Origin of the sequence: Sphaerisporangium melleum, assembly GCF_014646695.1 — a bacterium.
In the GTDB taxonomy this organism is placed as follows: domain Bacteria; phylum Actinomycetota; class Actinomycetes; order Streptosporangiales; family Streptosporangiaceae; genus Sphaerisporangium; species Sphaerisporangium melleum.
Genome location: NZ_BMNT01000013.1, coordinates 78,995 through 102,799 on the forward strand (window position 1 = coordinate 78,995; position 23,805 = coordinate 102,799).

At 71.2% G+C, this 23,805-nt stretch carries 21 protein-coding genes; 8 read left to right on the forward strand and 13 right to left on the reverse strand.

Annotation, left to right across the window (positions count from 1 at the left end):
• Nucleotides 1–26 precede the first annotated feature (26 nt).
• The 5 genes from IEY93_RS13355 to IEY93_RS13375 form a co-directional block, all read right to left on the reverse strand.
• Nucleotides 27–794, reverse strand: coding sequence for an NAD-dependent epimerase/dehydratase family protein (locus IEY93_RS13355; protein ID WP_189163345.1), 768 nt, complete (start codon nucleotides 792–794; stop codon nucleotides 27–29).
• Nucleotides 788–1,939 (reverse strand): enolase C-terminal domain-like protein, encoded by a 1,152-nt coding sequence (locus IEY93_RS13360; RefSeq protein ID WP_189163346.1) that lies wholly within the window; start codon nucleotides 1,937–1,939, stop codon nucleotides 788–790. Before IEY93_RS13360 ends, IEY93_RS13355 begins: the two co-directional genes overlap by 7 nt.
• Nucleotides 1,940–2,058: 119 nt before the next feature.
• On the reverse strand, nucleotides 2,059–3,375 hold the full coding sequence (locus IEY93_RS13365) for an ABC transporter substrate-binding protein (protein ID WP_189163347.1): 1,317 nt from the start codon (nucleotides 3,373–3,375) through the stop codon (nucleotides 2,059–2,061).
• Between the two features lie 27 nt (nucleotides 3,376–3,402).
• Nucleotides 3,403–4,284, reverse strand: a complete 882-nt coding sequence (locus IEY93_RS13370; protein ID WP_189163348.1) for a carbohydrate ABC transporter permease — start codon at nucleotides 4,282–4,284, stop codon at nucleotides 3,403–3,405.
• 11 nt (nucleotides 4,285–4,295) lie between these two features.
• Nucleotides 4,296–5,198 (reverse strand): carbohydrate ABC transporter permease, encoded by a 903-nt coding sequence (locus IEY93_RS13375; protein ID WP_203968044.1) that lies wholly within the window; start codon nucleotides 5,196–5,198, stop codon nucleotides 4,296–4,298.
• A gap of 240 nt (nucleotides 5,199–5,438) precedes the next feature.
• On the opposite strand from IEY93_RS13375, the gene IEY93_RS13380 reads away from it, so the two are divergent.
• Nucleotides 5,439–6,359, forward strand: a complete 921-nt coding sequence (locus IEY93_RS13380; protein WP_189163349.1) for a 5-dehydro-4-deoxyglucarate dehydratase — start codon at nucleotides 5,439–5,441, stop codon at nucleotides 6,357–6,359.
• Between the two features lie 101 nt (nucleotides 6,360–6,460).
• Nucleotides 6,461–7,792, forward strand: coding sequence for a pectate lyase family protein (locus tag IEY93_RS13385; RefSeq protein WP_229691102.1), 1,332 nt, complete (start codon nucleotides 6,461–6,463; stop codon nucleotides 7,790–7,792).
• 167 nt (nucleotides 7,793–7,959) lie between these two features.
• Here IEY93_RS13385 and IEY93_RS13390 read toward each other — a convergent pair whose 3' ends face one another.
• On the reverse strand, nucleotides 7,960–9,645 hold the full coding sequence (locus IEY93_RS13390) for a ribonuclease J (RefSeq protein WP_189163350.1): 1,686 nt from the start codon (nucleotides 9,643–9,645) through the stop codon (nucleotides 7,960–7,962).
• A gap of 251 nt (nucleotides 9,646–9,896) precedes the next feature.
• A complete protein-coding gene (dapA, locus tag IEY93_RS13395; protein WP_189163351.1) occupies nucleotides 9,897–10,811 on the reverse strand; it encodes a 4-hydroxy-tetrahydrodipicolinate synthase in 915 nt (304 codons plus the stop codon).
• Between the two features lie 495 nt (nucleotides 10,812–11,306).
• Between dapA and IEY93_RS13400 the strand changes: the two genes are divergently transcribed.
• Nucleotides 11,307–12,047: a GntR family transcriptional regulator gene (locus IEY93_RS13400; RefSeq protein WP_189163352.1), complete on the forward strand. Its 741-nt coding sequence runs from the start codon at nucleotides 11,307–11,309 to the stop codon at nucleotides 12,045–12,047.
• A 7-nt stretch (nucleotides 12,048–12,054) separates the two neighbouring features.
• Here IEY93_RS13400 and IEY93_RS13405 read toward each other — a convergent pair whose 3' ends face one another.
• A complete protein-coding gene (locus IEY93_RS13405) occupies nucleotides 12,055–12,906 on the reverse strand; it encodes a DMT family transporter (protein WP_229691103.1) in 852 nt (283 codons plus the stop codon).
• 133 nt (nucleotides 12,907–13,039) lie between these two features.
• On the opposite strand from IEY93_RS13405, the gene IEY93_RS13410 reads away from it, so the two are divergent.
• From IEY93_RS13410 to IEY93_RS13420, 3 genes are all read left to right on the forward strand, one after another.
• Nucleotides 13,040–14,446 carry an aminotransferase-like domain-containing protein gene (locus IEY93_RS13410; RefSeq protein WP_229691111.1) on the forward strand — a complete coding sequence of 469 codons (1,407 nt, stop codon included), beginning with the start codon at nucleotides 13,040–13,042 and terminating at the stop codon, nucleotides 14,444–14,446.
• A 71-nt stretch (nucleotides 14,447–14,517) separates the two neighbouring features.
• Entirely contained in the window at nucleotides 14,518–15,066 is a 549-nt protein-coding gene (locus IEY93_RS13415) for a CGNR zinc finger domain-containing protein (RefSeq protein ID WP_189163355.1), read from the forward strand.
• A gap of 239 nt (nucleotides 15,067–15,305) precedes the next feature.
• Entirely contained in the window at nucleotides 15,306–15,890 is a 585-nt protein-coding gene (locus IEY93_RS13420; RefSeq protein ID WP_189163356.1) for a GNAT family N-acetyltransferase, read from the forward strand.
• 69 nt (nucleotides 15,891–15,959) lie between these two features.
• Here the strand turns inward: IEY93_RS13420 and IEY93_RS13425 are convergent, their stop codons facing one another.
• Nucleotides 15,960–16,532, reverse strand: coding sequence for a dihydrofolate reductase family protein (locus tag IEY93_RS13425; RefSeq protein ID WP_189163357.1), 573 nt, complete (start codon nucleotides 16,530–16,532; stop codon nucleotides 15,960–15,962).
• A gap of 72 nt (nucleotides 16,533–16,604) precedes the next feature.
• Here IEY93_RS13425 and IEY93_RS13430 point away from each other — a divergent pair, with 72 nt between their 5' ends.
• A complete protein-coding gene (locus IEY93_RS13430) occupies nucleotides 16,605–17,177 on the forward strand; it encodes a TetR/AcrR family transcriptional regulator (RefSeq protein WP_189163358.1) in 573 nt (190 codons plus the stop codon).
• A 344-nt stretch (nucleotides 17,178–17,521) separates the two neighbouring features.
• Nucleotides 17,522–18,400, forward strand: coding sequence for a 1,4-dihydroxy-2-naphthoate polyprenyltransferase (locus IEY93_RS13435; protein WP_189163359.1), 879 nt, complete (start codon nucleotides 17,522–17,524; stop codon nucleotides 18,398–18,400).
• 87 nt (nucleotides 18,401–18,487) lie between these two features.
• Here IEY93_RS13435 and dapB read toward each other — a convergent pair whose 3' ends face one another.
• The 4 genes from dapB to rpsO form a co-directional block, all read right to left on the reverse strand.
• Complete coding sequence (gene dapB, locus IEY93_RS13440) at nucleotides 18,488–19,225, reverse strand: 4-hydroxy-tetrahydrodipicolinate reductase (RefSeq protein WP_189163360.1); 738 nt, start codon at nucleotides 19,223–19,225, stop codon at nucleotides 18,488–18,490.
• Nucleotides 19,226–19,478: 253 nt separating this feature from the next.
• Nucleotides 19,479–20,789 (reverse strand): M16 family metallopeptidase, encoded by a 1,311-nt coding sequence (locus IEY93_RS13445; RefSeq protein ID WP_189163361.1) that lies wholly within the window; start codon nucleotides 20,787–20,789, stop codon nucleotides 19,479–19,481.
• Nucleotides 20,786–23,101: a polyribonucleotide nucleotidyltransferase gene (locus IEY93_RS13450; RefSeq protein WP_189163362.1), complete on the reverse strand. Its 2,316-nt coding sequence runs from the start codon at nucleotides 23,099–23,101 to the stop codon at nucleotides 20,786–20,788. The genes IEY93_RS13445 and IEY93_RS13450 overlap by 4 nt, the downstream gene beginning before the upstream one ends.
• Before the next feature lie 409 nt (nucleotides 23,102–23,510).
• Nucleotides 23,511–23,780, reverse strand: a complete 270-nt coding sequence (gene rpsO / locus IEY93_RS13455) for a 30S ribosomal protein S15 (RefSeq protein ID WP_189163363.1) — start codon at nucleotides 23,778–23,780, stop codon at nucleotides 23,511–23,513.
• Nucleotides 23,781–23,805 lie beyond the last annotated feature (25 nt).

Genomic DNA, 23,805 nt, shown 5'->3' on the forward strand with positions numbered 1-23,805 from the left:
CGCACGTTACCTCCATTGTGACCCGGTCACGACTCGACGACGCGACCGCCCAGCCAGGCGTACTCGGGGTCGGCCGGGTCCAGTTCGGGCATCCCGGCCGCGTACTGTTCGGCGTCGTCCACCGGGTGGTACCCGAGGGCCCGTCCCGCGGACTGGTCCCACCAGCAGCGGGTGTTGGCCGACACACCCCACACCTCGGCGTAGGTCAGGCCGGGCGCGGTGAGGCAGGCGTGGACCAGCCGCACCATGTCCCCCGGGCTGATCCAGGTGGACAGCGCGCGCGGGCCCGGGGGGCGTTCCTCGAACGTGCCGATGCGCAAGGCGGCCACCCGCATGCCGTACCGGTCGGCGTAGTAGCGGCCGAGCGCCTCGCCGTACGCCTTGGACACCCCGTAGTGCGAGTCGGGCGCCACCGGGGTGTCGGCGGGCACGAGCTCCTGGCGCGGGGTGAACCCGGCCGCGTGGTTGCTGCTGGCGTAGACGAACCGCTCGACGCCGGCCTGACGGGCCGCCTCGATGACGTGGTAGGTGCCCTCGATGTTGGCGCGCAGCACCTCCTCGAAGCTCGCGCCGGTGGAGGGCACGCCCGCGAGGTGGACGACCGCGGACACCCCCTTCATGGCCCGTTCGACCACCGCGGGGTCGGTGATGTCGCCGCGGATCGTCTCGAATGCGGGATGGTCGATGGGAGTGCGGTCCAGCAGCCGCAGCGTGTGGCCGTGGGCCGGAAGACCCGAGGTCAGGCAGGAGCCGATGCGGCCCGCGGCGCCGGTCACGAGAACGTTGTTCACCATGTGGCCACCGTATGGGCGGCGATGTGGTCCACGTCAAGATCGTCACCAAGTCCTGGGCGGGAGGGCAGCGTGACCTCGCCCGCCTCGTCCAGCGGGTCGACGATCGACCGCAGGTGCGGCGGCGGGGTGTCGTAGTCGGAGTGCGGGTGCAGCAGGCCGCGCTCGTACCACTCGCCGCACAGCGTGGCCCCGATGACGGCGAGCGCCCCGGACCCGTTGCCGTGGATCTCGCAGCCCATGTTGAAGGACTCGGCGGTGTGCACGGCCTTCAGCGCCGGGACGATGCCGCCGGAGCCGACGACGCCCACGCGCAGGATGTCGCACGCGCCCGCGGCGACCCACTCGGCCCGCGCCATGTGCTTGCCCCAGGAGGTCTCCGGGCCGAGCACCGGAGTGGCGATCTGGTCGGCCAGCCACCGGTAGGACTGCACCGACGCCTCCTCCATCGGCTCCTCGTACCAGGCGAAGTCCAGCTCGTCCAGCGCCCGGCCGAGCCGCAGCGCCTCGGTCCGGCTGTACCAGTGGTTGCTGTCGAGCATCAGAGCGATGTCCGGCCCGACCGCCTCGCGTACGGCCTGGCACGCCTTGATGTCCAGGTCCACGCCGTGCGGCATCGGCGGCATCCAGGTGTGCAGCTTGATGCCCCGGTAGCCGCGCGCCACCAGCTCCTTGGCGAAGGCCGCGTAGTCGTCGAAGGTGGCCAGGCCTCCGGGGAGGTCGTCCCCGCACATCGTGCTCGCGTACGCCGGGATCTTCGCGCGGGCGCCGCCGAGGAGCTTCCAGACCGGCAGGCCGAGCTTGCGGCCCGCGAGGTCCCACAGCGCCTGGTCGACCGTGCTGAGCAGCCGGTCGGTGAGGTGGCCGTGGGCGCCGCGCTGGCGCCGGGCGAGGGCGTGCCACAGCCGCTCGCGCTCCAGGGAGTCCTGGCCGGTCAGCACCGGGCGCACGTGCGCATTGATCATGCTCTCCCGCAGGGTCTCGGGCGCTCCGAGGCAGTACCCCGTGGCGCCGTCGCTGTCGGTGATCTCCAGCAGCGCCTCATTGACCTCCCGGGGCGGCCCGGGATGCCGGTGGCCGTGCCCGTCCACCACGGACTTGGTGATCGTCGCGAACACCGTGACGCCGACCCGCTCGATGACGGCCATCGCCTCTCCTCACTACTGGAACGCGCTGCTGGAACGCCCGCCGTACGGCCCCGCCATGCGGGGGGTGGAGCCGGGACCGGCGACCGCGGTCAGGTGACGGGCGCCGGCCCCGGGGCCTGCTAGGAGTGGGCCTGCTTCCACTCGGCCTGCGCCTCGGTCAGCTTCTGGGCCATGGTGTCGAGGAACTCCTGCGGCTTCATCTGGCCGAGGAGGACCTTCTGGAACAGCGGCTCGGTGTCGGCCTTGGTGATCGAGGAGAACTGCGGCAGGTAGTAAGGCGGGGACACCACGGCCGTCTGCGGGTCGGCGAGCACGCTCACCGCGTTCTTCAGGTACGGCCGCTCGTTCAGCCACGCGTCGCCCTGGGCGTCCTTGTTCGCCGGGATCTGGCCGGTCTGCTGGTTCCAGTAGCTGTTGCTCTCCTTGGACAGCAGGAACTCGACGAACTTCCAGGCCGCCTCCTTGTGCTCGCTGTTCTTGAAGACCGCGAAGCCGTCGACCGGGTTGGCCACGATGGTGCGCTTGCCCGTGGCGCCGACCGGCATCGGGAAGGCGTCGATCTTGTCGGCGCCGAACGCCTTGACGTGGTCGTTGTAGGAGCCGAGGTTGTGGTGCATCATCGCGACCTTGCCGCTGGTGAACTGCGCCACCATCTTCGGGAAGTCGTTGGTGACGTCGGCCTCGGGGGTGTCCTTCTTGTACAGCGCGGCGATCTTGCCGACCAGCTCGACGTTCTTGGGATCGTTGACCGTGCTCTTGCCGGAGGCGTCGAAGAACTCGGGGACGCCCGAGTAGGCGTAGGCCTCGGCCAGGAGCTGGAAGATCGACCCGGCGCCGCCGCGGATGGTCCAGCCGTACTGGTCGGGGGCCTTGGTCAGCTTGCCGACGGCGGTGAAGAACTCGTCCCAGGTCTTCGGCGCCTCGACGCCCGCGGCCGACAGCTTGTCCTTCTGGTACCAGACCACGTCGAGGTTGGAGGTGGCCGGCGCCATGTACAGCTTGCCGTCGGGGGTGGTCGCCTTGACCGAGGCGAGCATGCTGTCCAGCAGCCTGCCGTTCACCGGGCTCTTGGCCAGCCAGTCGTCGGCCGGCTCCAGCGCCTGCTGCCCGGTCAGGTTGGCCAGGTAGCTCGTGGTCACGCCACCGACGTCCGGGGTCGCGCCGCCGGCGATCGCGGTGTCGTACTTCTGCTGGACCGAGGCGATCGGGATGCCCACGTACTCGACCTTGATGGTCGGGTTGGCCGCCTCGAACCGCTTGATCAGCTCCTGGTAGATCGGGGTGCGGACGCCGCCGTTGTTGTCCCAGAAGGTGATCGTCGTCTTGCCGCCGGACTCCTGGCCGGCGCCGCCGGAGTCCGACCCGCAGGCCGCGGCGGTGACCGACAGGGCGAGGACGGCGACGGCGGCCGTGCAGACCTTGGTGATGCTTCTCATGTGTGGTTGTCCTCCGGTCGGGGGGTGCTACCCCTTGACGGCACCGGCGCTGATGCCGTGCACGAGGTAGCGCTGAATCACTGCGAAGACGCAGACGACAGGGACGGCCGCCACCACGCCGCCCGCCGCCAGGGCCCCGAAGTCGGCGCTGTACTCCCCGATCGTGTAGCTCAGGCCGACGGGGATGGTGAAGTTGTCCTGCCTGCTGATGAACATCAGCGCGAACAGGAAGTTGTTCCAGGCGTGGATGAAGGCGAACGAGCCGACCGCGATGAGCCCCGGCCGCAGCTGCGGCAGCACGACCGCGAAGAACGCCCGGGTGCGGGTGCAGCCGTCCACCATCGCCGCCTCCTCCACCTGGAAGGGGACGGCGGCGACGAAGCCGCTCATCAGGATGATCGACAGCGGCAGGCCGAACACCGTGTCGGCGATCACCAGGCTCCACAGCGAGTTGATCAGGCCGAGGCCGCGGAAGATCGAGAAGAGCGGGATGAGCATCATGGCGCCCGGGATGAACTGCGTGCACAGCAGGGCCACCATGAACAGCGTGCGGCCGCGGAACCGGAACCGCGCCAGCGCGTACCCGCCCATGAGCGCGATCACCGAGGTGAACAGGAGCGTCAACGCTCCGACGATCGCGCTGTTGACGAAGAAGGTCGCGTAGCCGATGTCGTTCCAGACGGTCGCGAAGTGCTCGAAGGTGATCGGCCACGGCACCGGCGCGGTGGACCCGGTGGGCCGGAGCGCGAAGACGATCATCCAGTAGAACGGCACGAGCGTGAAGATCAGGTACAGCGCGAGCGGGACGTACAGCCGGAGCACCCGGCCCGCGTCCCGGCGGGGCCGGCGTCCGGGGGCGGCCTGGACCCGCACCCGCTCCGGGCGCCGCGCGATGGTCTCGGTTGCCATGGAAGCGCCCCTCATCCCTTGTGGTCCGCGCCGAACCGGCTCAGCCGCAGGTACAGCAGCGAGCAGAACAGCAGAATCACGAACCCGGCCGTGGTGAGCGCCGAGCCGTATCCGAAGTCCTTGGAGTCGATCGCCCGCTGGGCCACGTACAGCGGCAGCGTGGTGGTGACCTGGGCCGGGCCGCCGCCGGTGAGCGTGTAGATCAGGTCGACGTTGTTGAACTCCCACACCGAGCGCAGCAGCGTGGCCAGCACGATGGCGTCGCGCAGGTGGGGCAGGGTGACGTGCAGGAAGCGCCGGGTGCGCCCGGCGCCGTCCACCGCGGCCGCCTCGTACAGCTCGCCGGGGATGCCCTGCAGGCCGGCGAGCAGCAGAATCGCGAAGAACGGCACGCCGCGCCACAGCTCGGTGAGGACCAGCGCGCCGAAGACGGTGTCGGGGTTGCCGAGCACCGCGGCCTCCGGCGCGCCGAGGTAGCGCACGATGCCGGTGGTGGGGTTGTAGAGCAGGATCCAGATGCCGGTGGTGAGCACTCCGGAGACCGCCCACGGGGAGAACACCATCGCCCGGGCGAGGCCGCGGCCGATGAAACTTTCATTGACGATCAACGCCAGCGCGAGCCCGAGGACGAGCTGCAACCCGATCTCCGCGACGACCCATTTCGCGGTGAAGCCCAGGCTGGTCCAGAACAGCGGGTCCTCGAAGAGCATCTCCCGGAAGTTGGCCAGGCCCGCGAACCCGTTGGCCCAGGGCTTGGTCAGGTTGTAGTGCTGGAGGCTGTAGTACAGGACGCTGCCGATCGGGTAGACGAGGAACACCGCGATCAGCAGGACCGTCGGTGAGATCAGCAGGTACGGGGCCCAGCGCAGGGCCCGGGGACGTCCCCCCGCCACCGCTGTTCCGGTTGACGCCACCTCGCGCTCCGTTCGGTCGGTCGTGATGGGTGACACATTTCTGAACAAGGTTCACACTTGTGGACGCGCCGTCAACGTAGGAACGACGCACGCACACTGTCAACCCTTGGCCGCTCACGCATTTCGGCGGGACGCCCGCCGGCTCCGCCCGCTCCCTTGACTGGCGGCGGTCGGTCGCCATACGTTCCTTCTGTTCATATACGTGAATACAGTCCTGGCATGTGTACGAGAGAGGACCGTATGAATTCGCTGGTGGATCGGCTCGACGGGCCGCTCTTCTTTCCCGTCACGCCCTGCGACGACCGGGAGCGGCTCGACCTCGACGCCTTCCGCGAGCACGTCCGCGACGGCGTGGCCGCGGGATGCGGCGCGGTGTTCGCCTGCTGCGGCACGGGTGAGTTCCCCTCGCTGAGCCCTTCGGACTACGCGGCCTGCGTCGCCGCCGCCGTGGAGGAGACCGCCGGTCGGGTGCCCGTCATCGCCGGCACCGGGTACGCCACCGCGCTCGCCTCGCTCTTCGTCGCCGCGGCCGAGGAGGCCGGCGCCGACGGACTGCTCGCACTGCCGCCCTACCTCGTCCAGCCCGACCAGGAGGGCCTGCGCCGCCACTACCGGTCACTCGCCGACGGCACCCGCCTGCCGGTGATCCTCTACCAGCGCGACAACGCGATCTTCGAGCCGCGGACCGTGGTCGACCTGGCCCGGCACCCGCGCATCGTCGGCCTCAAGGACGGCCACGGCGACCTGGACCTGCTGCAGCGGACGATCAGCGCGGTCCGCTCCGCCACGACCGGGCTGACGTTCTTCAACGGCCTGCCCACCGCCGAGATGTCGGCGCTCGCCTACCGCGGCCTCGGCGTCACCCGCTACTCCTCGGCGGTGTTCTGCTTCGCCCCGACGGTGGCCATGGCGTTCTACAAGGCCCTGCTCGCCGGCGACGACCCGGTGACCGACCGGCTCATCGACGAGTTCTACCGGCCGCTGGTCGAGCTGCGCCGCCAGGGCGCAGGGTACGCGGTCTCGCTGGTCAAGGCCGGTGTGCGGCTGCGCGGCCTGGACGTCGGGCCCGTACGCGCCCCTCTGTGCGAACCCGCGCCCGAGCACATCAAACGGCTGGCCGAGTTGATCGACCGCGCACTGGAGATCGTCGACGGCCTGTGAACGGCCGGGCGCCGCACCGGGGAGGCGCCCGCCCGGGCCCCTACCCCCTGGAGGCCCCCTCGGCCCCGAGCGGAAGCCTCCCTGACCCAGGAGGAAGTCCCTTGCCAGCACCATCGAAGGCCGCGTCCACGGGCCTGGCCGTCCTGGCCGCCGCCCTGTGCGCCATCGTGCCGGCCGCGGCCCCCGCGGCCTCGGCCGCCACCGGCCACGGCGTCCCGCTCGGCCGGCAGACCCTGCCGGCGGGCGACGGGTGGGCCGCCGCGACCACCGGGACCACCGGCGGATCCGCGGCCGACGACGCCCACGTCCACACCGTGCGCGACCGCCGGGAGCTGATCGCGGCCCTGGCCGGCGGCGACCCGGCCCCGAAGATCATCTATGTCCGCGGGGTCATCGACGGCAACACCGACGACTCCGGCGCCCGCCTCACCTGCGACGACTACGCCACCGGCGGCTACACCAGGCAGGGGTACCTCGCGGCCTACGACCCCGCCGTATGGGGACGCGACACCGAGCCCTCGGGCCCGATGGAGGACGCCCGCGCGGCCTCGGCCAAGGCGCAGACCGCGCACATCAAGCCCAAGGTCGGCTCCAACACCACGATCATCGGCGTGGGCGATGCCGTGATCAAGGGGTTGAACCTGCACGTCGACAAGGCCGACAACGTCATCATCAGGAACATCCACTTCCAGGACGCCCACGACTGCTTCCCCCAGTGGGATCCGACCGACGGCGCCGAGGGCAACTGGAACTCGCTGTACGACAACATCTCGGTCACCGGATCGACCCACGTGTGGGTGGACCACAACGACTTCGACGACGGGAACAACCCCGACTCGGCCCAGCCGCTGTACTTCGGCCGGCCCTACCAGGTGCACGACGGCGAACTGGACGTCACCGCCGGCTCCGACCTGGTCACCATCTCGTGGAACCGCTTCGCCGACCACGACAAGACCATGCTCATCGGCTCGACCAACAACCCCGCGAGCGACCGCGGCAAGCTGAACGTGACCGTCCACCACAACGTGTTCGACACGATCTTGCAGCGTGCGCCGCGCGTGCGGTTCGGCCAGGTGCACGTCTACAACAACTTCTACGACGTCCCCTCGCCGGACGGCTATGAGTACAGCCTGGGCGCGGGCGTGGAGTCGCGGATCTACGCCGAGAACAACTTCTTCCGCCTGGGCGCGGGCGTGGACCCCGGGAAGATCATCTACAACTGGGGCGGCACCACCCTGCACGCCCAGGGCACGCTGGTGGCCTCCGGCGTCCGGGTGCGCCCGCTGGACATCCTCGCGGCGCACAACGCCACCCACGACCCCGACATCTCGGGCGAGGTGGGCTGGACGCCCACCCTGCACACGCGCGTGGACCCCACGGTCGCGGTGCCGGTCACCGTCCCGCTCCTCGCGGGCGCCGGCCGGCTGCGCTGAGCCGCGCGGTCTCGCGCCCCGGGCCGCCCTCGTGCGCCGTCGTCCCCGGGCCCGCCCGGCGGGCCCGGCCTTCCCAGGACGGCCACGAGAGGCGGCGAAGCCGTCACGCCGCCGCGCGGCGTGACGGCTTCGCCTTGCGTCCCCGCCCACGCTGGGACGCGAGGCGGTCACACTTCGACGATCACCGGGACGATCATCGGACGGCGCCGGTAGGTCTCGTTCACCCAGCGCCCGACGATGCGGCGGGTCAGGCGGCGCATCTGCTGGATGTCGGCGACCCCGTCCGCGGCGGCGTCCTGCAGGGCCTTCTCGATCAGCGGGATCACCGCGTCGAACGCGTCGATCTCGATGCCCGAGCCGCGGGCGTACACCTCGGGCCCGCCGCTGACCTTGCCGGTGGTGGAGTCGACCACCACGACCACCGAGATGAACCCCTCGTCGCCGAGGATGCGGCGGTCCTTCAGCGCCACGTCGGTGACCCCGCCGACCGAGGAACCGTCCACGTAGACATAGCCGCACGGCACCGCGCCCACGATGCGCGCCCGGCCGTCGACCAGGTCGACCACCACGCCGTCCTCGGCGATGACGATGTGGTCATCGGGCACACCGGTCAGCGCGGCGAGCTTGGCGTGCGCGCGCAGGTGGCGCCACTCGCCGTGCACCGGCATGAAGTTGGACGGCTTGGTGGCGTTCAGCACGTACAGCAGCTCGCCGGCGGCGGCGTGGCCGGAGACGTGCACCAGCGCGTTGCCCTTGTGCACGACGCGCGCGCCCCAGCGGGTGAGCCCGTTGATGACCTTGTTGACCGCCGTCTCGTTGCCCGGCACCAGCGAGGACGCCAGCACGACGGTGTCACCCTCGGCGACCCTGATCGGGTGGTCGCGGTTGGCCATGCGCGACAGCGCGGCCATCGGCTCGCCCTGCGACCCCGTGCAGATCAGCACGACGTCCTCCGGCGGCCACTCCTCGATCTCGCGGGCGTCCACCAGGATGCCCGCCGGAACGCGAAGGTAGCCCAGCTCGCGGGCCACGCCCATGTTCCTGACCATCGAACGGCCGATGAGCGCGACCTTGCGGCCGTTCTGCTCCGCGGCGTCGAACACCTGCTGCACCCGGTGGACGTGCGAGGCGAAGCAGGCCACGATGATGCGCTTGCTCGCGCTGCGGAACACCTCGTCGATCACCGGTCCGATGGTGGTCTCGCTCGGCACGAAGCCGGACACCTCGGAGTTGGTGGAGTCGGACATCAGCAGGTCGACGCCCTCGGTACCGAGCCGGGCGAAACCCCCGAGGTCGGTCAGCCGGCCGTCGAGCGGGAGCTGGTCCATCTTGAAGTCGCCGGTGTGCAGCACGATGCCGGCGGGCGTCCTGATCGCGACCGCGAGCGCGTCGGGGATGGAGTGGTTGACCGAGAAGAACTCGCACTCGAACGGGCCGAGGCGGCGCCGCTCCCCCTCGACCACCTCGATCTTGACCGGCTGGATGCGGTGCTCGCCGAGCTTGCTCTCGATCATGCCGAGGGTGAGCCGGGAGCCCACCAGCGGGATGTCGCGGCGCTCGCGCAGAAGGTACGGCACGGCGCCGATGTGGTCCTCGTGCGCGTGGGTGAGCACGAGCGCCTCGATGTCGTCCAGGCGGTCGCGGATGTACTCGAAATCGGGCAGGATCAGGTCGACGCCGGGCTGGTCGGGCTCGGGGAACAGCACACCGCAGTCGACCAGCAGCAGGCGGCCGTCGAACTCGAAGACGGCCATGTTGCGGCCGATCTCACCGAGCCCGCCGAGCGCGACGATGCGCAGGCCGTGCTCCGGCAGTGCCGGAGGAGGCCCGAGCTCGGGATGCGGATGACTCATGCTCTACCCCCGTGGACAACGGCCGGCCACCGGCGTACGGCTCCCTCGCCGAGCCGCCCGCGGCCGCGCCGGCCGAGATCGTCGTATCTCTCTCTCAAACTCTCATTTCCTCCCTGCCGCGGCGACCCGCGGCGACTCGTCCGGATGGGACCTTCCGCCGCTCACGGTAGTCACGCGGCGGGCAAGCCAGACAATTGTCGCGCGCCGACCCGGCGGCCCCACAGGGCGGCCGGGCCGATGCGCGTTTCGGGTCAGTCGCGCACCTTCACGCCGCCGGCCACCAGGTCTTCGCGGAGGAGGGCGATCTGCTCCGCGGTGGCGTCGACCAGCGGCAGGCGCACCGGACCGGCGGGGCGGCCGAGCAGGCCGAGCGCGGCCTTCACCATGATCGCACCCTGGGTCCTGGTCATGATGCCGGTCACGATGGGCAACAGGCGCTGGTGGACCGAGCGGGCGCCCTCGACGTGCCCCGACTGGAAGAGCTGGATCATCGAGGCCAGGTCGGCGCCCACCACGTGGCCCACCACACTGACCAAGCCTGCGGCGCCGACCGACAGCCAGGGCAGGTTGAGCGCGTCGTCGCCGGAGTAGAAGACCAGATCGGTGGCGGCCATCACCCGGGAGCCGGCGAACAGGTCACCGGTGGCGTCCTTCACCGCGGCGATGCGGGGGTGGGCGCTCAGGCGCAGCAGCGTCTCCTCGGCGATCTTCGTACCCGTGCGGCCCGGGATGTCGTACAGCATGACCGGCAGGCCGGTGGCGTCGGCGATCGCGCTGAAGTGGCGGTACAGGCCCTCCTGGGGCGGCTTGTTGTAGTACGGCGTCACCGCCAGCAGGCCGTGGGCGCCGGCGCGCTCGGCGGCCCTGGCCAGCCCGGCCGAGTGGTGCGTGTCGTAGGTGCCCGCGCCGGCCACGACGGTGGCCCGGTCGCCGACCGCCTCGAGCACCGCGCGCAGGATCAGCTCTTTCTCGGCATCGCTGGTGGTGGCCGACTCCCCTGTCGTCCCGCTGACGACGATGCCGTCGTTGCGTTGCTCGTCGACGAGGTAGGCGGCGAGACGCTGGACACCCTCGGTGTCCACGGCGCCGTCGGCGGTGAACGGCGTGACCATCGCGGTCAGCATGCGCCCGAAGGGCGCGTCGGAGGTTCCTGTGGGCGATGCCATAGACGGAACGGTACCCGGATCCGCCGAGACGGTGGACCCCGCCACCCCGGTTCCCGGCGCCGCCGGGCGCGTACCCGGCCTGGAGGGAGATCGCCCGACATGGGCGGACACCGCGCGACCTGGATCCGGGACGAAGAAAGAGGCCGTCGATATGTGCTCGGGGGTACACACATCGACGACCTCTACCGTGCAATCGGGTCCGCTTACGCGGGCGTTACACGCTTCTGAGAAGAATTTTCGGAACCGTCCGGCCGGGCGGGGCCTGCGAGGGGGACGGCCCCGCCCACCGGCCGGTCTCCCGAGGGCACCCGAGCAGCCGGCCGCCGCTCTCATGGCACGCCGAGCACCCCCACGACCCGCACTTCCACACGAGCCGTCAGCACAGAATCACGTTTCGTAAAGTTGGGACTCCAACCGTTCGCCATTACTCCTAGTCGTCCTCTGATTACGGCAAGATAGGGAAACGATCTCTCCAAGATCCATGAGGATGGACGCATGGCTGGCAACGACCCGGTGTACCTCCGCGTGGTCGAAGAGCTGCGGACGCAGATCAACGACGGCACACTTCCGCCGGGTGCGCCGATCCCCTCCCGGGCGCAGCTCACCCAGCGCTTCCGGGTGGGCGAGACGGCGGCCCGGCACGCACTGCGCGTCCTGGCGGCCGAAGGGCTGATCATCGGCAAGGTCGGATCAGGGCACTACGTCCGCGAGAAGTCCGTTCTGTACCCTTTGCAGCGCTGCCGCGCCATCGACCACGACGCCCCGTTCACCGCCGGCCCGCAGACCGGCGGCGCCCGCGCCACCTGGGACTGGCGCAGCGAACCGGTCAAGGCCGGGCCCGAGATCGCCCGCCGCCTCCGGCTCGACCCCGCCGACCCGGTGACGCGCACCCGCTACGTGTTCCGTGCCGACGGCAAGCCCATGCAGCTCGCCACCTCCTACGAGCCCGCCGAGCTCGGCCGCGCCCATCCCTTCCCCGAAGAGGGCACCGGCGGGCGCAAGAGCCTGCTGGCCCGCCTGTCCGCCGCGGGCGTCAAGGTCACCGACATCCGCGAGAGCGTCCACACCCGCATTCCCGAGCCCACCGAGAGCGACCTGCTCGACCTGCCCACCGGCGTGCACGTCCTGCACATCGAGCGCACCCACTGGGCGGGCGACCACCCGGTCGAGACCGGCGACATCGTCGTCCCCGGCGACCGCTTCCGCCTCGTCTACTCCGTGTCCCCGGGCGCCTGACCGCCGATCAGCGGGCACGTTGCGTCAGGGCGACACAGACCAGGACGGCGAGGGCGCCGGCCAGGGTGATGAGGTCGAGCCGTTCGGCGAGCAGCCACCACGCGAGCACCAGCGCCAGCAGCGGCTGCAGAAGCTGCGTCTGGCCGGCGCGGGCGATGCCGCCCCGGGCCAGGCCCGCGTACCACGGAACGAATCCCAGGAACATCGACACCAGCGAGACGTACGCGAACCCGGCCAGGGCGTCCGCCGTCACCCGGTGCGGAACCACCGACCCGAGGACCACGGCCAGCGGAACGGTCACCGGGGCGGCGATCACCAGCGCGTAGGAGATCACCCGCCATCCCGGGGTGTGCCGGGCGAGGCGGCCGCCCTCGGTGTAGCCGACCGCCGCGCACACCAGCGCGGCCAGCATCAGCAGGTCCGCGGCCGATGGCCGCCCGCCTCCTCTGACCAGCGTGAACGCGGTGACGGCCGCGGCGCCCGCGGCGCTCGCCACCCAGAACAGCGGACGAGGGCGCTCCCCCGCGCGCAGCACCGCGGTGACGGCGGTGGCGGCCGGCAGCAGCCCGACCACGACCGCCGCGTGCGAGACGCTCGCCCCCGCGGCCAGCGCCAGCCCGCTGAACAGCGGGAACCCGAACACCACGCCCAGCGCGATCGCGATGTAGGCCCGCAGGTGCGCGCGGGGCGGCAGCAGCGGGGCTCGCGCGGCCAGCAGGCAGGCCCCTGCGGCGAACGCGGCGACGGCGGCCCGGCCGACCGCCACGAAGTAGGGGTCGAAGCCGCGCAGCGCGAACGCCGTCGCGGGGAACGTCCCGGAGAAGGCCAGCACTCCCAGCGCGGCCAGCGCCGTCCCCACCCACCGCCCATCCTGACCGGCTCTGCCGTCAGCCGGGACTTCCACGCTCGTGATCGAATCGGCGGCCGGGGGGATCGCTATCGCTTGGCGGACGATAGCGCTACTGTCATCTTTCATGAATGACGATAGCAGTATCGGTCGAGTGGCCGCCTCCCTGCGCTCGGAAGCGGCCGGGCTGCGTCCTGGTGACCGGCTGCCGTCGAGCCGCGAGCTGGTCAGGCGCTACGGCGTGAGCCCGGTCACCGTGTCCCGGGCCCTCGCGACACTGTCGGCGGAGGGACGGGTGATCGTGCGCCCCGGCAGCGGCGCGTTCGTCGCGCCCGCCTCCTCGTCCGCCGCCGTGGCGGGCGACACGGTGGACCTGTCCTGGCAGACGGTGGCGCTCGGGGACCGGTGGGTCGACGACTCGGCGGTGGCCGGGCTGCTCACCCCGCCGCCGGAGGGCGTCATCCCGCTGACCGGCGGCTACCTCCACCCGGGGCTGCGCCCGGACAGGGCTCTGGCCGGTGCCGCGGCCCGCGCGCTGCGCCGCCCCGGCGCCTGGGCGCCACCCCCCTTGACCGGCCTGGCGGAGCTACGGCGCTGGTTCGCCGCCGAGGTGGGTGGTGGCATCACCCGGTCCGACGTCCTGATCGTGAGCGGCGGCCAGGCGGCGCTCACCCACGCGTTCCGTGCACTGTCGGCGCCGGGCGCCCCCATGCTGGTGGAGAACCCCACCTACCCGGGAGCCCTGGCCGCCGCCCGCGCCGCCGGGCTGCGCGCGGTCGCCGTACCGGTGGACCACGACGGCGTACGTCCCGACCTGCTCGCCGAGGCGTTCGCCGTCACCGGCGCCCGCGTCTTCTACTGCCAGCCGACCTTGCACAACCCCACCGGAGCAGTGCTGCCGGCCGCGCGGCGCGAGCAGGTGCTCGCCGTGGCCAGAGCGGCGGGGGCGTTCGTGGTCGAGGACGACTACGCGCGCTACCTCACCACGGCGCCCGTACCACCGTCGCTGATCACCATGGACACCCACGGCACCGTCGTGCACGTCAACTCGCTCAGCAAGGTCACCGCACCCAGCATGCGGGTCGCCGCGCTGATCGCCCGGGGCCCGGCGGCGCGGCGGCTGCGCGCCTCCCAGCTCGTCGAGTCGTTCTTCGTCGCCCGCCCGCTGCAGGAGACGGTGCTGGAGTTCGTCGGCTCCCCCGCCTGGCGGCGCCACCAGGCCGCGGTGACCGCCGAGCTGACCGTACGGCGCGACGCGCTGGCGGCCGCCCTGGCCCGCCACCTCCCCGCCGCACGCGTGCCGTTCGTTCCCCCCGGCGGACTGCACCTGTGGCTGCGCCTGCCCGGCGACGTCGACGAGACGACGCTCATGGAAACGGCCCAGCGTGCCGGCGTGCTGGTCAGCCCCGGGGCCATCTACCACTCCGCCGAGCCGCCGTCGCCGCACATCCGCGTGACGCACATCGCGACCACCCACGTCTCGGAACTGTCCGAAGGAGTACGCCGCCTCGGCGCCGCGCTGGACGAGCAGATCACCTCCCGCCCCACCTGACCGCACGCCGAGGCCGGACGTGAAGAGCCGGCGCTCCCGGCGTGCTCGCGGTGCTGCCCTACAGTTGTGACATGGATCGGCCGGCGGAACTGCTCCGTGACTTCGTGAACACCTACGACGTCGAGGCGGACACCGACGAGCTGGCCTCCCCCGCCGAGCTGGCCGTGTGGCTACGCGAGCGCGGGCTGATCTCCGAAGCCGACCGCGCGGCGGACGACGACCTGGTGCTGGCCGTCAACCTGCGCGAAGGGCTCCGATCGGCGCTGCGTCACGACCATCCTGCGGACGGCCCCGCGAGGGCGACGTCCGCCGGCCTGGACGCCGCGTTCACCGCGCTGCCGCTGCGGGTCACCCTCGCGGCCGGTTCGATCCCGATCACCGAGCCGCTCGGCACCGGAGCGGCCCGTGGGATCGGGCTGCTCGCCGCCGCCCTCCTGGAAGCGCGCGCGGACGGCGACTGGCCGCGGCTGAAGGTCTGCGCCGAGGACACCTGCCAGTGGGCGTTCATCGACTCCTCCAAGAACCGCTCGCGGTCGTGGTGCTCGATGCGCACCTGCGGCAACCGCACCAAGACCCGCGCCTACCGCGCCCGGCGCCGGCCGGCTCCTCTGTCCTCCTGACCGGCCGCGAGCCGTACGCCGAGCCGGGATGCGTGCCACCATGACCCCGCCGGCGCGGAGGCTCTCGTTTCGTCCTGTGCGCGGGGATCACGCCCGCCTGCGACATGAGGTGTGCATGACCGAAGGCAAGGAGCTTCGTGGCCGCGTGAGCGTGTGCGCCGGTACGGCGACGGGGCGGACGATCGGTTCAGGCTCGAACCCCGATACGGTGTGAGCGAGACGGAAGAAGGGTGGCGGCGATGGCTGACGTTGGGGTGCGCGCGGCGCGGCGCGAGGACGTCCCGGCGGTGACGGCCACTCAGATCAGGGCGTGGAAGGCCGCCTACCGGCACGTGCTGCCCGAGGAGCCGCTGGAGCAGATGACCGGCCCGGCCGCCCAGGAGATCTGGCACCGCCAGTGGGAGGAGGCCGTCGTGGCCCCGCCCACTCCGCGCCATCGCCTCCTGGTCGCCGTGGAGACCGAGGACCTGCTGACCTCGCTGGCCGAGCACGGCGGCGAGCCGGGCGGGCAGCGCGTGGTGGGCCTGGCCTCACACGGGCCCGCCGAGGACGCCGACCTCGATCCCGAGACCACCGCCGAGTTGCTCACGCTGCTGGTCGATCCCGGCCACACCCGCCGCGGACACGGCAGCCGCCTGCTGAACGCCACCGTGGACCACCTGCGCGAGGACGGCTTCACCACGGTGGTCACCTGGGTCTTCGCCGAGGACAAGGCCATGGTCGACTTCTTCGCCTCCGCCGGCTGGGCGCCGGACGAGGCCGAGCGGATCCTCGACCTGGACCACGGCGTCCGCATGATCCGCCTGGCCACCGACATCCGCTGAACTCCCCCTCCCGGCCGTCCAAGGCCGCTCTCGCGGACCGGCGACTCCCCAACACCGCTCCTCGGGGTGCTAAGCCCGGGTGAGCCAGGTGACCTGGGCGCCGTTGTCGAAGGACTCGCGCCTGGTAGGGGTGAACAGGGTGGGACGGAACCGCCCGGAGAACATCGGGATGCCCGCTCCTGCCACCACGGGGTAGCTCTTGAGGATGATCTCGTCGATCTCCGGGAGCAGGGAGGCGGCGAGCCTGCCGCCGCCGCACAGGTAGATGTCCATGCCGGTGTCCTCGGCCTTCAGCCGCCGCACGAGCTCGATCGGGTCGCCCGTCTCCACTCGCACACCGGGATCATCGATCGTCAGCGTGCTGGAGACGACGTACTGGCGCAGGTGGGAGTACGGGCTGGTGATGGCGACCTCCAGCGCAGGCTCGTAGGTGCCGCGGCCCATCACCAGGGTGTCGAAGACCTTGTTGGGCACGCCCTCGAGGCCGGCAAGCTTGCGGACGTGCGTGGGGACCGTCTCAGGGTAAGCGCTGTTGATCCAGGCGGCCATCTGGTCCGACAGGGGGTAGAAGTCGAACTCGGCGTTGGGGCCTGCGATGCAGCCGTCGAGCGAGACGGCGACGTAGTAGACGAGTTTTCGCATATCGAACAACTCTCCATGTAGTACTCTGATTGTAGTGGTGAAAACGTAGTACTACAGTCGGAGTGGTGTCAAGTGCGGAGAAATCCCGAACGGCGGCAGGCGCTGATCGACGCGGCCATCGAGGTGCTGGCCAAGGAAGGTGCGCGAGGGCTGACCTTCCGGGCCGTGGATGCGGAGGCGACCGTGCCTCCGGGCACGGCCTCCAACTACTTCGCCAACCGCGACGACCTGTTCACCCAGGTCGGCGGGCGCATCTATGAGCGGCTGCTGCCCGACGAGGCCACGATCGCCCGCAGCCGAGAGGGCGTGCAGGACCAGACCCGCTACGCCGAGCTCATGCATGAACTGGTGGATCGGGTCTCCGCCTTCAACTCCGGCTATCTGGCCCTGCTTGAGCTCCGGCTCGAGTCCACTCGCCGCCCTGAGCTGCGCGCCGTGCTGACCAAGCGCATCCGCGAGGACATCGACGCCAACATCGGCCACCACGCCGTCTCGGGTCTGCCCGGCGACTCGACCTCGGCGGTCCTCCTCTACCTCGCCCTGAACTGGCTCATCGTGGAGCGGCTGACACTGCCCGACATCTTCACCGAGCAGGAGATCCATGAGCTGGTGGACGCCGCCGTGCGGAGATCGCTGAATGCCTGACACGCAGGGCCGTCCGGGAAGCGATCTTTGGATGCCGTTCCGCCCGGTCGTCGGCTCCCGTGAACGCCTCAGGATGAGCATTTGCTTGTTGGTCAAGGGGGGATCCCAGGGAGCAGCCGGGGACACGTTCAGGAACGGAGGGCCGGCAACGACCACCCCACAGCGGCCCGGCGCTGGACGCCATGCCGTGGCGACCGCGCCCTCCTGGTGGCTCGCGGACCCGGGAACCGGTGCGGATGGAGAATGCTCTACCCTGCATAGGCACTTTCCTGGGCGGCTCGGCGGCGAACCCACCCTTCGCGCCATGCGGCCGTGCCGGGACCGGACTCACGGAAGAGGCGACGTTGGCGACACCCGCTCAGTGGCTGGCCGGGGCACGGCCCCGCACTCTCCCCGCGGCGGTGGTGCCCGTCGCCGTCGGCACGGGCGTCGCGATCTCCTACGGCGGGGCGGTGTGGTGGCGGGCCCTGCTCGCCCTGTTCGTGGCGCTGCTGCTCCAGATCGGCGTGAACTACGCCAATGACTACAGCGACGGAGTGCGCGGCACGGACGAGCAGCGCGTCGGCCCGCTGCGGCTGGTCGGCTCCCGCGTCGCCACCCCCCGCTCGGTGCTGATCGCGGCCTTCGCCTGCTTCCTGGCCGCGGCGGTGGCCGGGCTGGTGCTGGTCGTGGTGACCCGCGCCTGGTGGCTGCTCGCCGTTGGAGCGCTGGCGATCGCCGCCGCGTGGTTCTACACCGGCGGCGCGCGCCCGTACGGCTACCGCGCGCTCGGCGAGGTCTCGGTGTTCGTCTTCTTCGGCCTGGTCGCGGTCGCGGGCACGACGTACGTACAGCTCGAACGGCTGCCGTGGCAGGCGGTGGCGGCGGCCGTGCCGGTGGGGCTGCTGGCCTGCGCGCTGCTGGTGGTGAACAACCTGCGCGACATCGTCACCGACGGCCCGGCCGGCAAGCGGACGCTCGCGGTCGTCCTCGGGGACGCGCGCACCCGCGCTCTGTACGTGTGCTGCCTGCTGGTGCCGTTCGTCGTCGCGCTGGCCCTGGCGTTCGCCCAGCCGTTCGCGGCGGTCACGGTGCTCGCTCTGCCGCTCGCACTCCGCCCGGCCGTCACGGTACGCCAGGGGGCGACCGGGCCGTCGCTGATCGCCACGCTGCAGCAGACCGGCCGCCTCCAGCTCGTCTTCGGCCTGCTGTTCACGATCGGCCTCGCCCTCTCACCCGCCTGAGGCGCTCCGGCGTACGCGGCCCCGGCCCGCGGCTCGGCGCTCCGGGGCGAACGGCCTCCTACGGCCCTGTGGCGGCCCGCACGGGGCTCACAGGTCGAGGAGGTGCTCCAGGCCGAGGGTGAGGCCGGGCAGGTCGCGGACGCGCCGGACACCGAGCAGGACGCCCGGGGTGAACGACGCGCGGCTCATGGTGTCGTGGCGGATCGTCAGGATCTCGCCGTCCCCGCCGAGCAGGACCTCCTGGTGGGCGATCAGGCCCGCCAGGCGCACACCGTGGACCCGCACGCCGTCGACGTCCGCGCCGCGCGCCCCGGGGAGCTCGGCGGTCGTGGCGTCCGGCATGGCGCCGAGGCCGGCCGCGCGGCGCGCCTCGGCGACCAGCTCGGCCGTGCGGCGCGCCGTGCCCGAGGGGGCGTCGGCCTTGCCGGGGTGGTGCAGCTCGACGATCTCGACCGAGTCGAAGTAGCGCGCGGCCTGCTGGGCGAAGTGCATCATCAGCACGGCGGCGATGCCGAAGTTCGGGGCGATGAGCGCGCCGACCCCGGGATTGGCCTCCAGCCAGCCCCGGACGGTGGCAAGGCGCCCGGCGTCGAACCCGGTCGTACCGACCACCGGGTGGACTCCGTGCTCGATGCACCACTTCAGGTTGTCCATCACCACGTCGGGGTGGGTGAAGTCGACGACCACCTCGGCGCCCGACAGCGACTCGATGGGATCGCCCACGTCGACCGCGGCGACCAGCTCCATGTCGTCCGCCGCGTGCACGGCCTTGCAGACTTCCACGCCGACGCGCCCCTTGGCGCCCAGAACTCCAACCCTGATCACGAGCCCCAAGCGTACCGGCAACCACGCCGCGGGACGGTGCGGCCACCGCTCCGTGCCCGAGCCTCCGTACGTCTCGGCGCCGCCTGCCGATGGAGGCGTCGCCGCCACCGGCTTTCTCCCGGGCTGAACGAAGCCGGCAGTGGCGGTCGGAGAGCCGCGGACGGCACCGGCCGGGGGGCGCCGGAGGGAGGGCCGGAGAAGCCGAAGGTGCCCGGGCCGGGAGACGGCGCGGGCACCCTGGGCGGATGGCGGGTCAGGCGATGAAGGGGCTGAAGTCCTTGTCGCCGTAGGGGCCGATGACGGCGAGGGTGAGGGGCTGGGTGAGGATCTCCTTGGCCGCGGCGTCCACCTGGTCGGGGGTGACCGCCTCGATGCGCTCCAGCACCTCGTCCACCGACATGAGCGTGTCGTACACCAGCTCGCTCTTGCCGATGCGGGACATGCGCGAGCCGGTGTCCTCCAGGCCGAGGACGAGCCCGCCGCGCATCTGGCCCTTGCCGCGCATGATCTCGTCCGCGCTCAGGCCTTCGGCGACCACCCGGGAGAGCTCCTCGCGGCAGATCTTCAGCACGTCCTCGATCTTGCCGGGGAGGCAGCCGACGTAGACGCCGAACTGGCCGGTGTCGGCGTACTGCGCGGTGTAGCTGTAGGCGGAGTACGCCAGCCCTCGCTTCTCCCTGATCTCCTGGAAGAGCCGGGAGGACATGCCCCCGCCGAGGGCGGCGTTGAGCACGCCCAGGGCGAAGCGGCGGTCGTCGGTGCGGGAGTAGGCGGTGGTGCCGAGCACCAGGTTGGCCTGCTCGGTCGGCCGGTCGATGACGCGCACGCCGGCCCGCGGCCCCGCCCCCGGGCCGGACAGGCGCGGCGGCTCCGGCTGCTCGGTGCCGCCGAGCGCGCCCGCCCGCTGGTAGGCCGTGGCGACCAGCTCGACCACCCGCTCGTGGGCGACGTTGCCGCACACCGACACCACGGTGTGCGGCGGCAGATAGTAGCGCTGGTAGTACTCGGCGATGCGGTCACGGGTGAGCGCGTTGATGGAGTCCACCGAGCCGAGGATGGGCCGGCCGATGGGGGTGTCCCCGTACAGCTGCTCGGAGAACTGCTCGTGGACGACATCGGAGGGGTCGTCGTCGTGCATGGCGATCTCCTCCAGGATCACTCCGCGCTCGGACTCGACGTCCTCGGCGGTGATCAGGGAGGAGGTGACGACATCGGCCAGCACGTCGATGGCCAGCGGGAGATCCTCGTCGAGCACCCGCGCGTAGTAGCAGGTGTACTCCTTGGCGGTGAACGCGTTGATCTCGCCGCCGATGCCCTCGATCGCCGAGGAGATCTCCAGGGCGTCACGGGTCGGCGTGCCCTTGAACAGCAGGTGTTCCAGGAAGTGGGTGGCCCCCGTGTGCTCGGGGGCCTCGTCCCGCGACCCGATGCCGACCCACATGCCGACCGCGACGGAACGCACGGTCGGCATGGTCTCGGTCACCACGCGGAGCCCCCCGGGGAGGACGGTGCGCCGCACCACCCCGGCGCCGTCCTTGCCGGGGTGAACAGTGGTGGTCGTCACGAGTTGCGCTCGTCCCGTCCGGACCGGGTGCGGGTGCGGCGCGGCCGGTCGCCGCCGGACCGATCGGACCGCTCCTCGCGCGGCTCGGCGTCGGCCGCCGGAGAGGCGTCGTCGCCGCCGCTCTCGGCCTTGGCCGCGGCCTCCTTCTCGATGACCTCGACGGGCACCAGGGACAGTTTGCCGCGCGAGTCGATCTCGGCGATCTCCACCTGGATCTTGTCGCCGACGTTCATGACGTCCTCGACGTTCTCGATGCGCTTGCCGCCGTGCAGCTTGCGGATCTGGGAGACGTGCAGCAGGCCGTCCTTGCCGGGCAGCAGGCTGACGAACGCGCCAAAGGCGGCGATCTTGACGACCGTGCCCAGGTAGCGCTCGCCGATCTCGGGCATGTGCGGATTGGCGATCGAGTTGATCGTCGTGCGCGCGGCCTCGGCCGACGGGCCGTCGGTCGCCCCGATGTAGATCGTGCCGTCGTCCTCGATGGTGATCTCGGCGCCGGTGTCGTCCTGGATCTGGTTGATCATCTTGCCCTTGGGGCCGATGACCTCGCCGATCTTGTCGACCGGGACCTTGATCGTGATGATGCGCGGCGCGGTCGGGTTCATCTCCGCCGGGGAGTCGATCGCCTCCTGCATCACGTCGAGGATCGCCAGCCGCGCGGCCCTGGCCTGCTTGAGCGCGCCGGCCAGCACCGTCGCCGGGATGCCGTCCAGCTTGGTGTCGAGCTGCAGGGCGGTGATCAGCTCACGGGTGCCGGCGACCTTGAAGTCCATGTCGCCCATGGCGTCCTCGGCACCGAGGATGTCGGTCAGCGTGACGTACTGGTCGCCCTCGCCGATGAGGCCCATGGCGATGCCCGCGACCATCTCCTTGAGCGGGACGCCGGCGTCCAGCAGGGCCATGGTGGAGGCGCAGACCGAGCCCATGCTGGTCGAGCCGTTGGAGCCCAGCGCCTCCGACACCTGGCGGATGGCGTAGGGGAACTCCTCACGGGTGGGCAGCACCGGCACCAGCGCCCGCTCGGCGAGCGCGCCGTGGCCGATCTCGCGGCGCTTGGGCGAGCCCACGCGGCCGGTCTCACCGGTGGAGTAGGGCGGGAAGTTGTAGTTGTGCATGTACCGCTTGGTGCGCTCGGGGTTGAGCGTGTCGATCATCTGCTCCATGCGCAGCATGTTGAGCGTGGTGATGCCCAGGATCTGGGTCTCGCCGCGCTCGAACAGGGCCGAGCCGTGCACCCGCGGGATCACGTGGACCTCGGCGCTGAGCTGCCGGATGTCCTTGGTGCCGCGGCCGTCGATGCGCACGCCCTCGCTGATCACGCGCTCGCGCATGAGCTTCTTGGTGAGCGAGCGGAACGCCGCGGAGATCTCCTTCTCCCGGCCTTCGAAGTCGCCGCCGAGCTTCTCCAGCGCCAGGGCCTTGACCCGGTCGAGCTCGGTCTCGCGCTCCTTCTTGCCCGCGATGGTGAGCGCCGAGGCCAGCTCGCTCTTGACCGCGCCGGCGACCGCGTCGTAGGCGTCCTCCTGGTAGTCCAGGAAGATCGGGAACTGGGCGGTCTCCTTGGCGGCGACCTGAGCGATCTTGGCCTGCGCCTCGCACAGCACCTTGATGAACGGCTTGGCGGCGTCCAGGCCCTCGGCGACGGCCTCCTCGGTGGGGGCGGCCGCGCCGTCGGCGACGAGCTTAAGGGTGTCGCGGGTCGACTCGGCCTCGACCATCATGATCGCGACGTCGCCGTCCTCGAGCACCCGGCCGGCGACGACCATGTCGAAGGTCGCGCGCTCCAGCTCGGTGTGGGTCGGGAAGGCCACCCACTGGCCGTCGATCAGCGCGACGCGGACGCCGCCGATCGGGCCGGAGAACGGCAGCCCGGCGAGCTGGGTGGACAGGCTGGCGGCGTTGATGGCCACCACGTCGTACAGGTGGTCGGGGTTGAGCGCCATGATCGTCGCCACGACCTGCACCTCGTTGCGCAGGCCCTTGACGAAGGACGGGCGCAGCGGGCGGTCGATCAGGCGGCAGGTGAGGATGGCGTCCTCGGACGGCCGGCCCTCCCGGCGGAAGAACGAGCCGGGGATCCGGCCCGCGGCGTACATCCGCTCCTCGACATCGACGGTGAGCGGGAAGAAGTCCAGGCTCTCCTTGGGATGCTTGGACGCTGTGGTGGCGGACAGGACCATCGTCTCGTCGTCGAGGTAGACGACGGCGCTTCCCGCCGCCTGGCGAGCGAGCCGGCCGGTCTCGAACCGGACGGTACGCGTGCCGAAGGAACCGTTGTCGATCACGGCTTCCGTGCTGTGGACACCCTCCACGGGGGACCTCCCTTTTCGGTCGCCCGCGTCCGTGCTGTTTGTCGCACTCACCGGACACTCGCGGACCGACCGGATCTCGTCGCGGTCGGCGGGCTCGTGCCTGGCTCCGTTATGCCGGCTCCCCGTCATGTGCAGCGCCGGTCTTCGATCGAAGCACCCGGGCTGCGCGGCGTACTCGCCGTCCGCACCCGGAAGCCACTACCGAGGACCGGCCCGCAGGCGTCACGGGACGCGCGTTGCTGTGCTGTGCGGACGCGGGGCACTTTCTCGGCTGTTCAGTTGTCTCGAAGGCCAGTCTGCTCCGAAACGGGGCGCGCCGCACGGGACGCGCCGATCCCGTTTCTCCATATCAGGTGACCTTTGCCCTGATATGAGAGAGGGAGCGGCACCGAGGCCGCTCCCTCCTAGACTATCGGCGCAGGCCGAGCCGCTCGATCAGGGTGCGATAACGCGTGATGTCCTTGCTCATGAGGTACTTGAGCAGGCGGCGGCGGCGGCCGACCAGCAGCAGCAGCCCGCGGCGGCTGTGGTGGTCGTGCTTGTGGGTCTTGAGGTGCTCGGTGAGCTCGCTGATGCGCTTGCTCAGCAGCGCGATCTGCACCTCGGGGGAGCCGGTGTCACCGTCTCCGGTCCCGTACTCGTCGATGATCTGCTTCTTGGCGGCGGTGTCGAGCGACACGGCACTCCTTCTTGTCTGCGGGCAC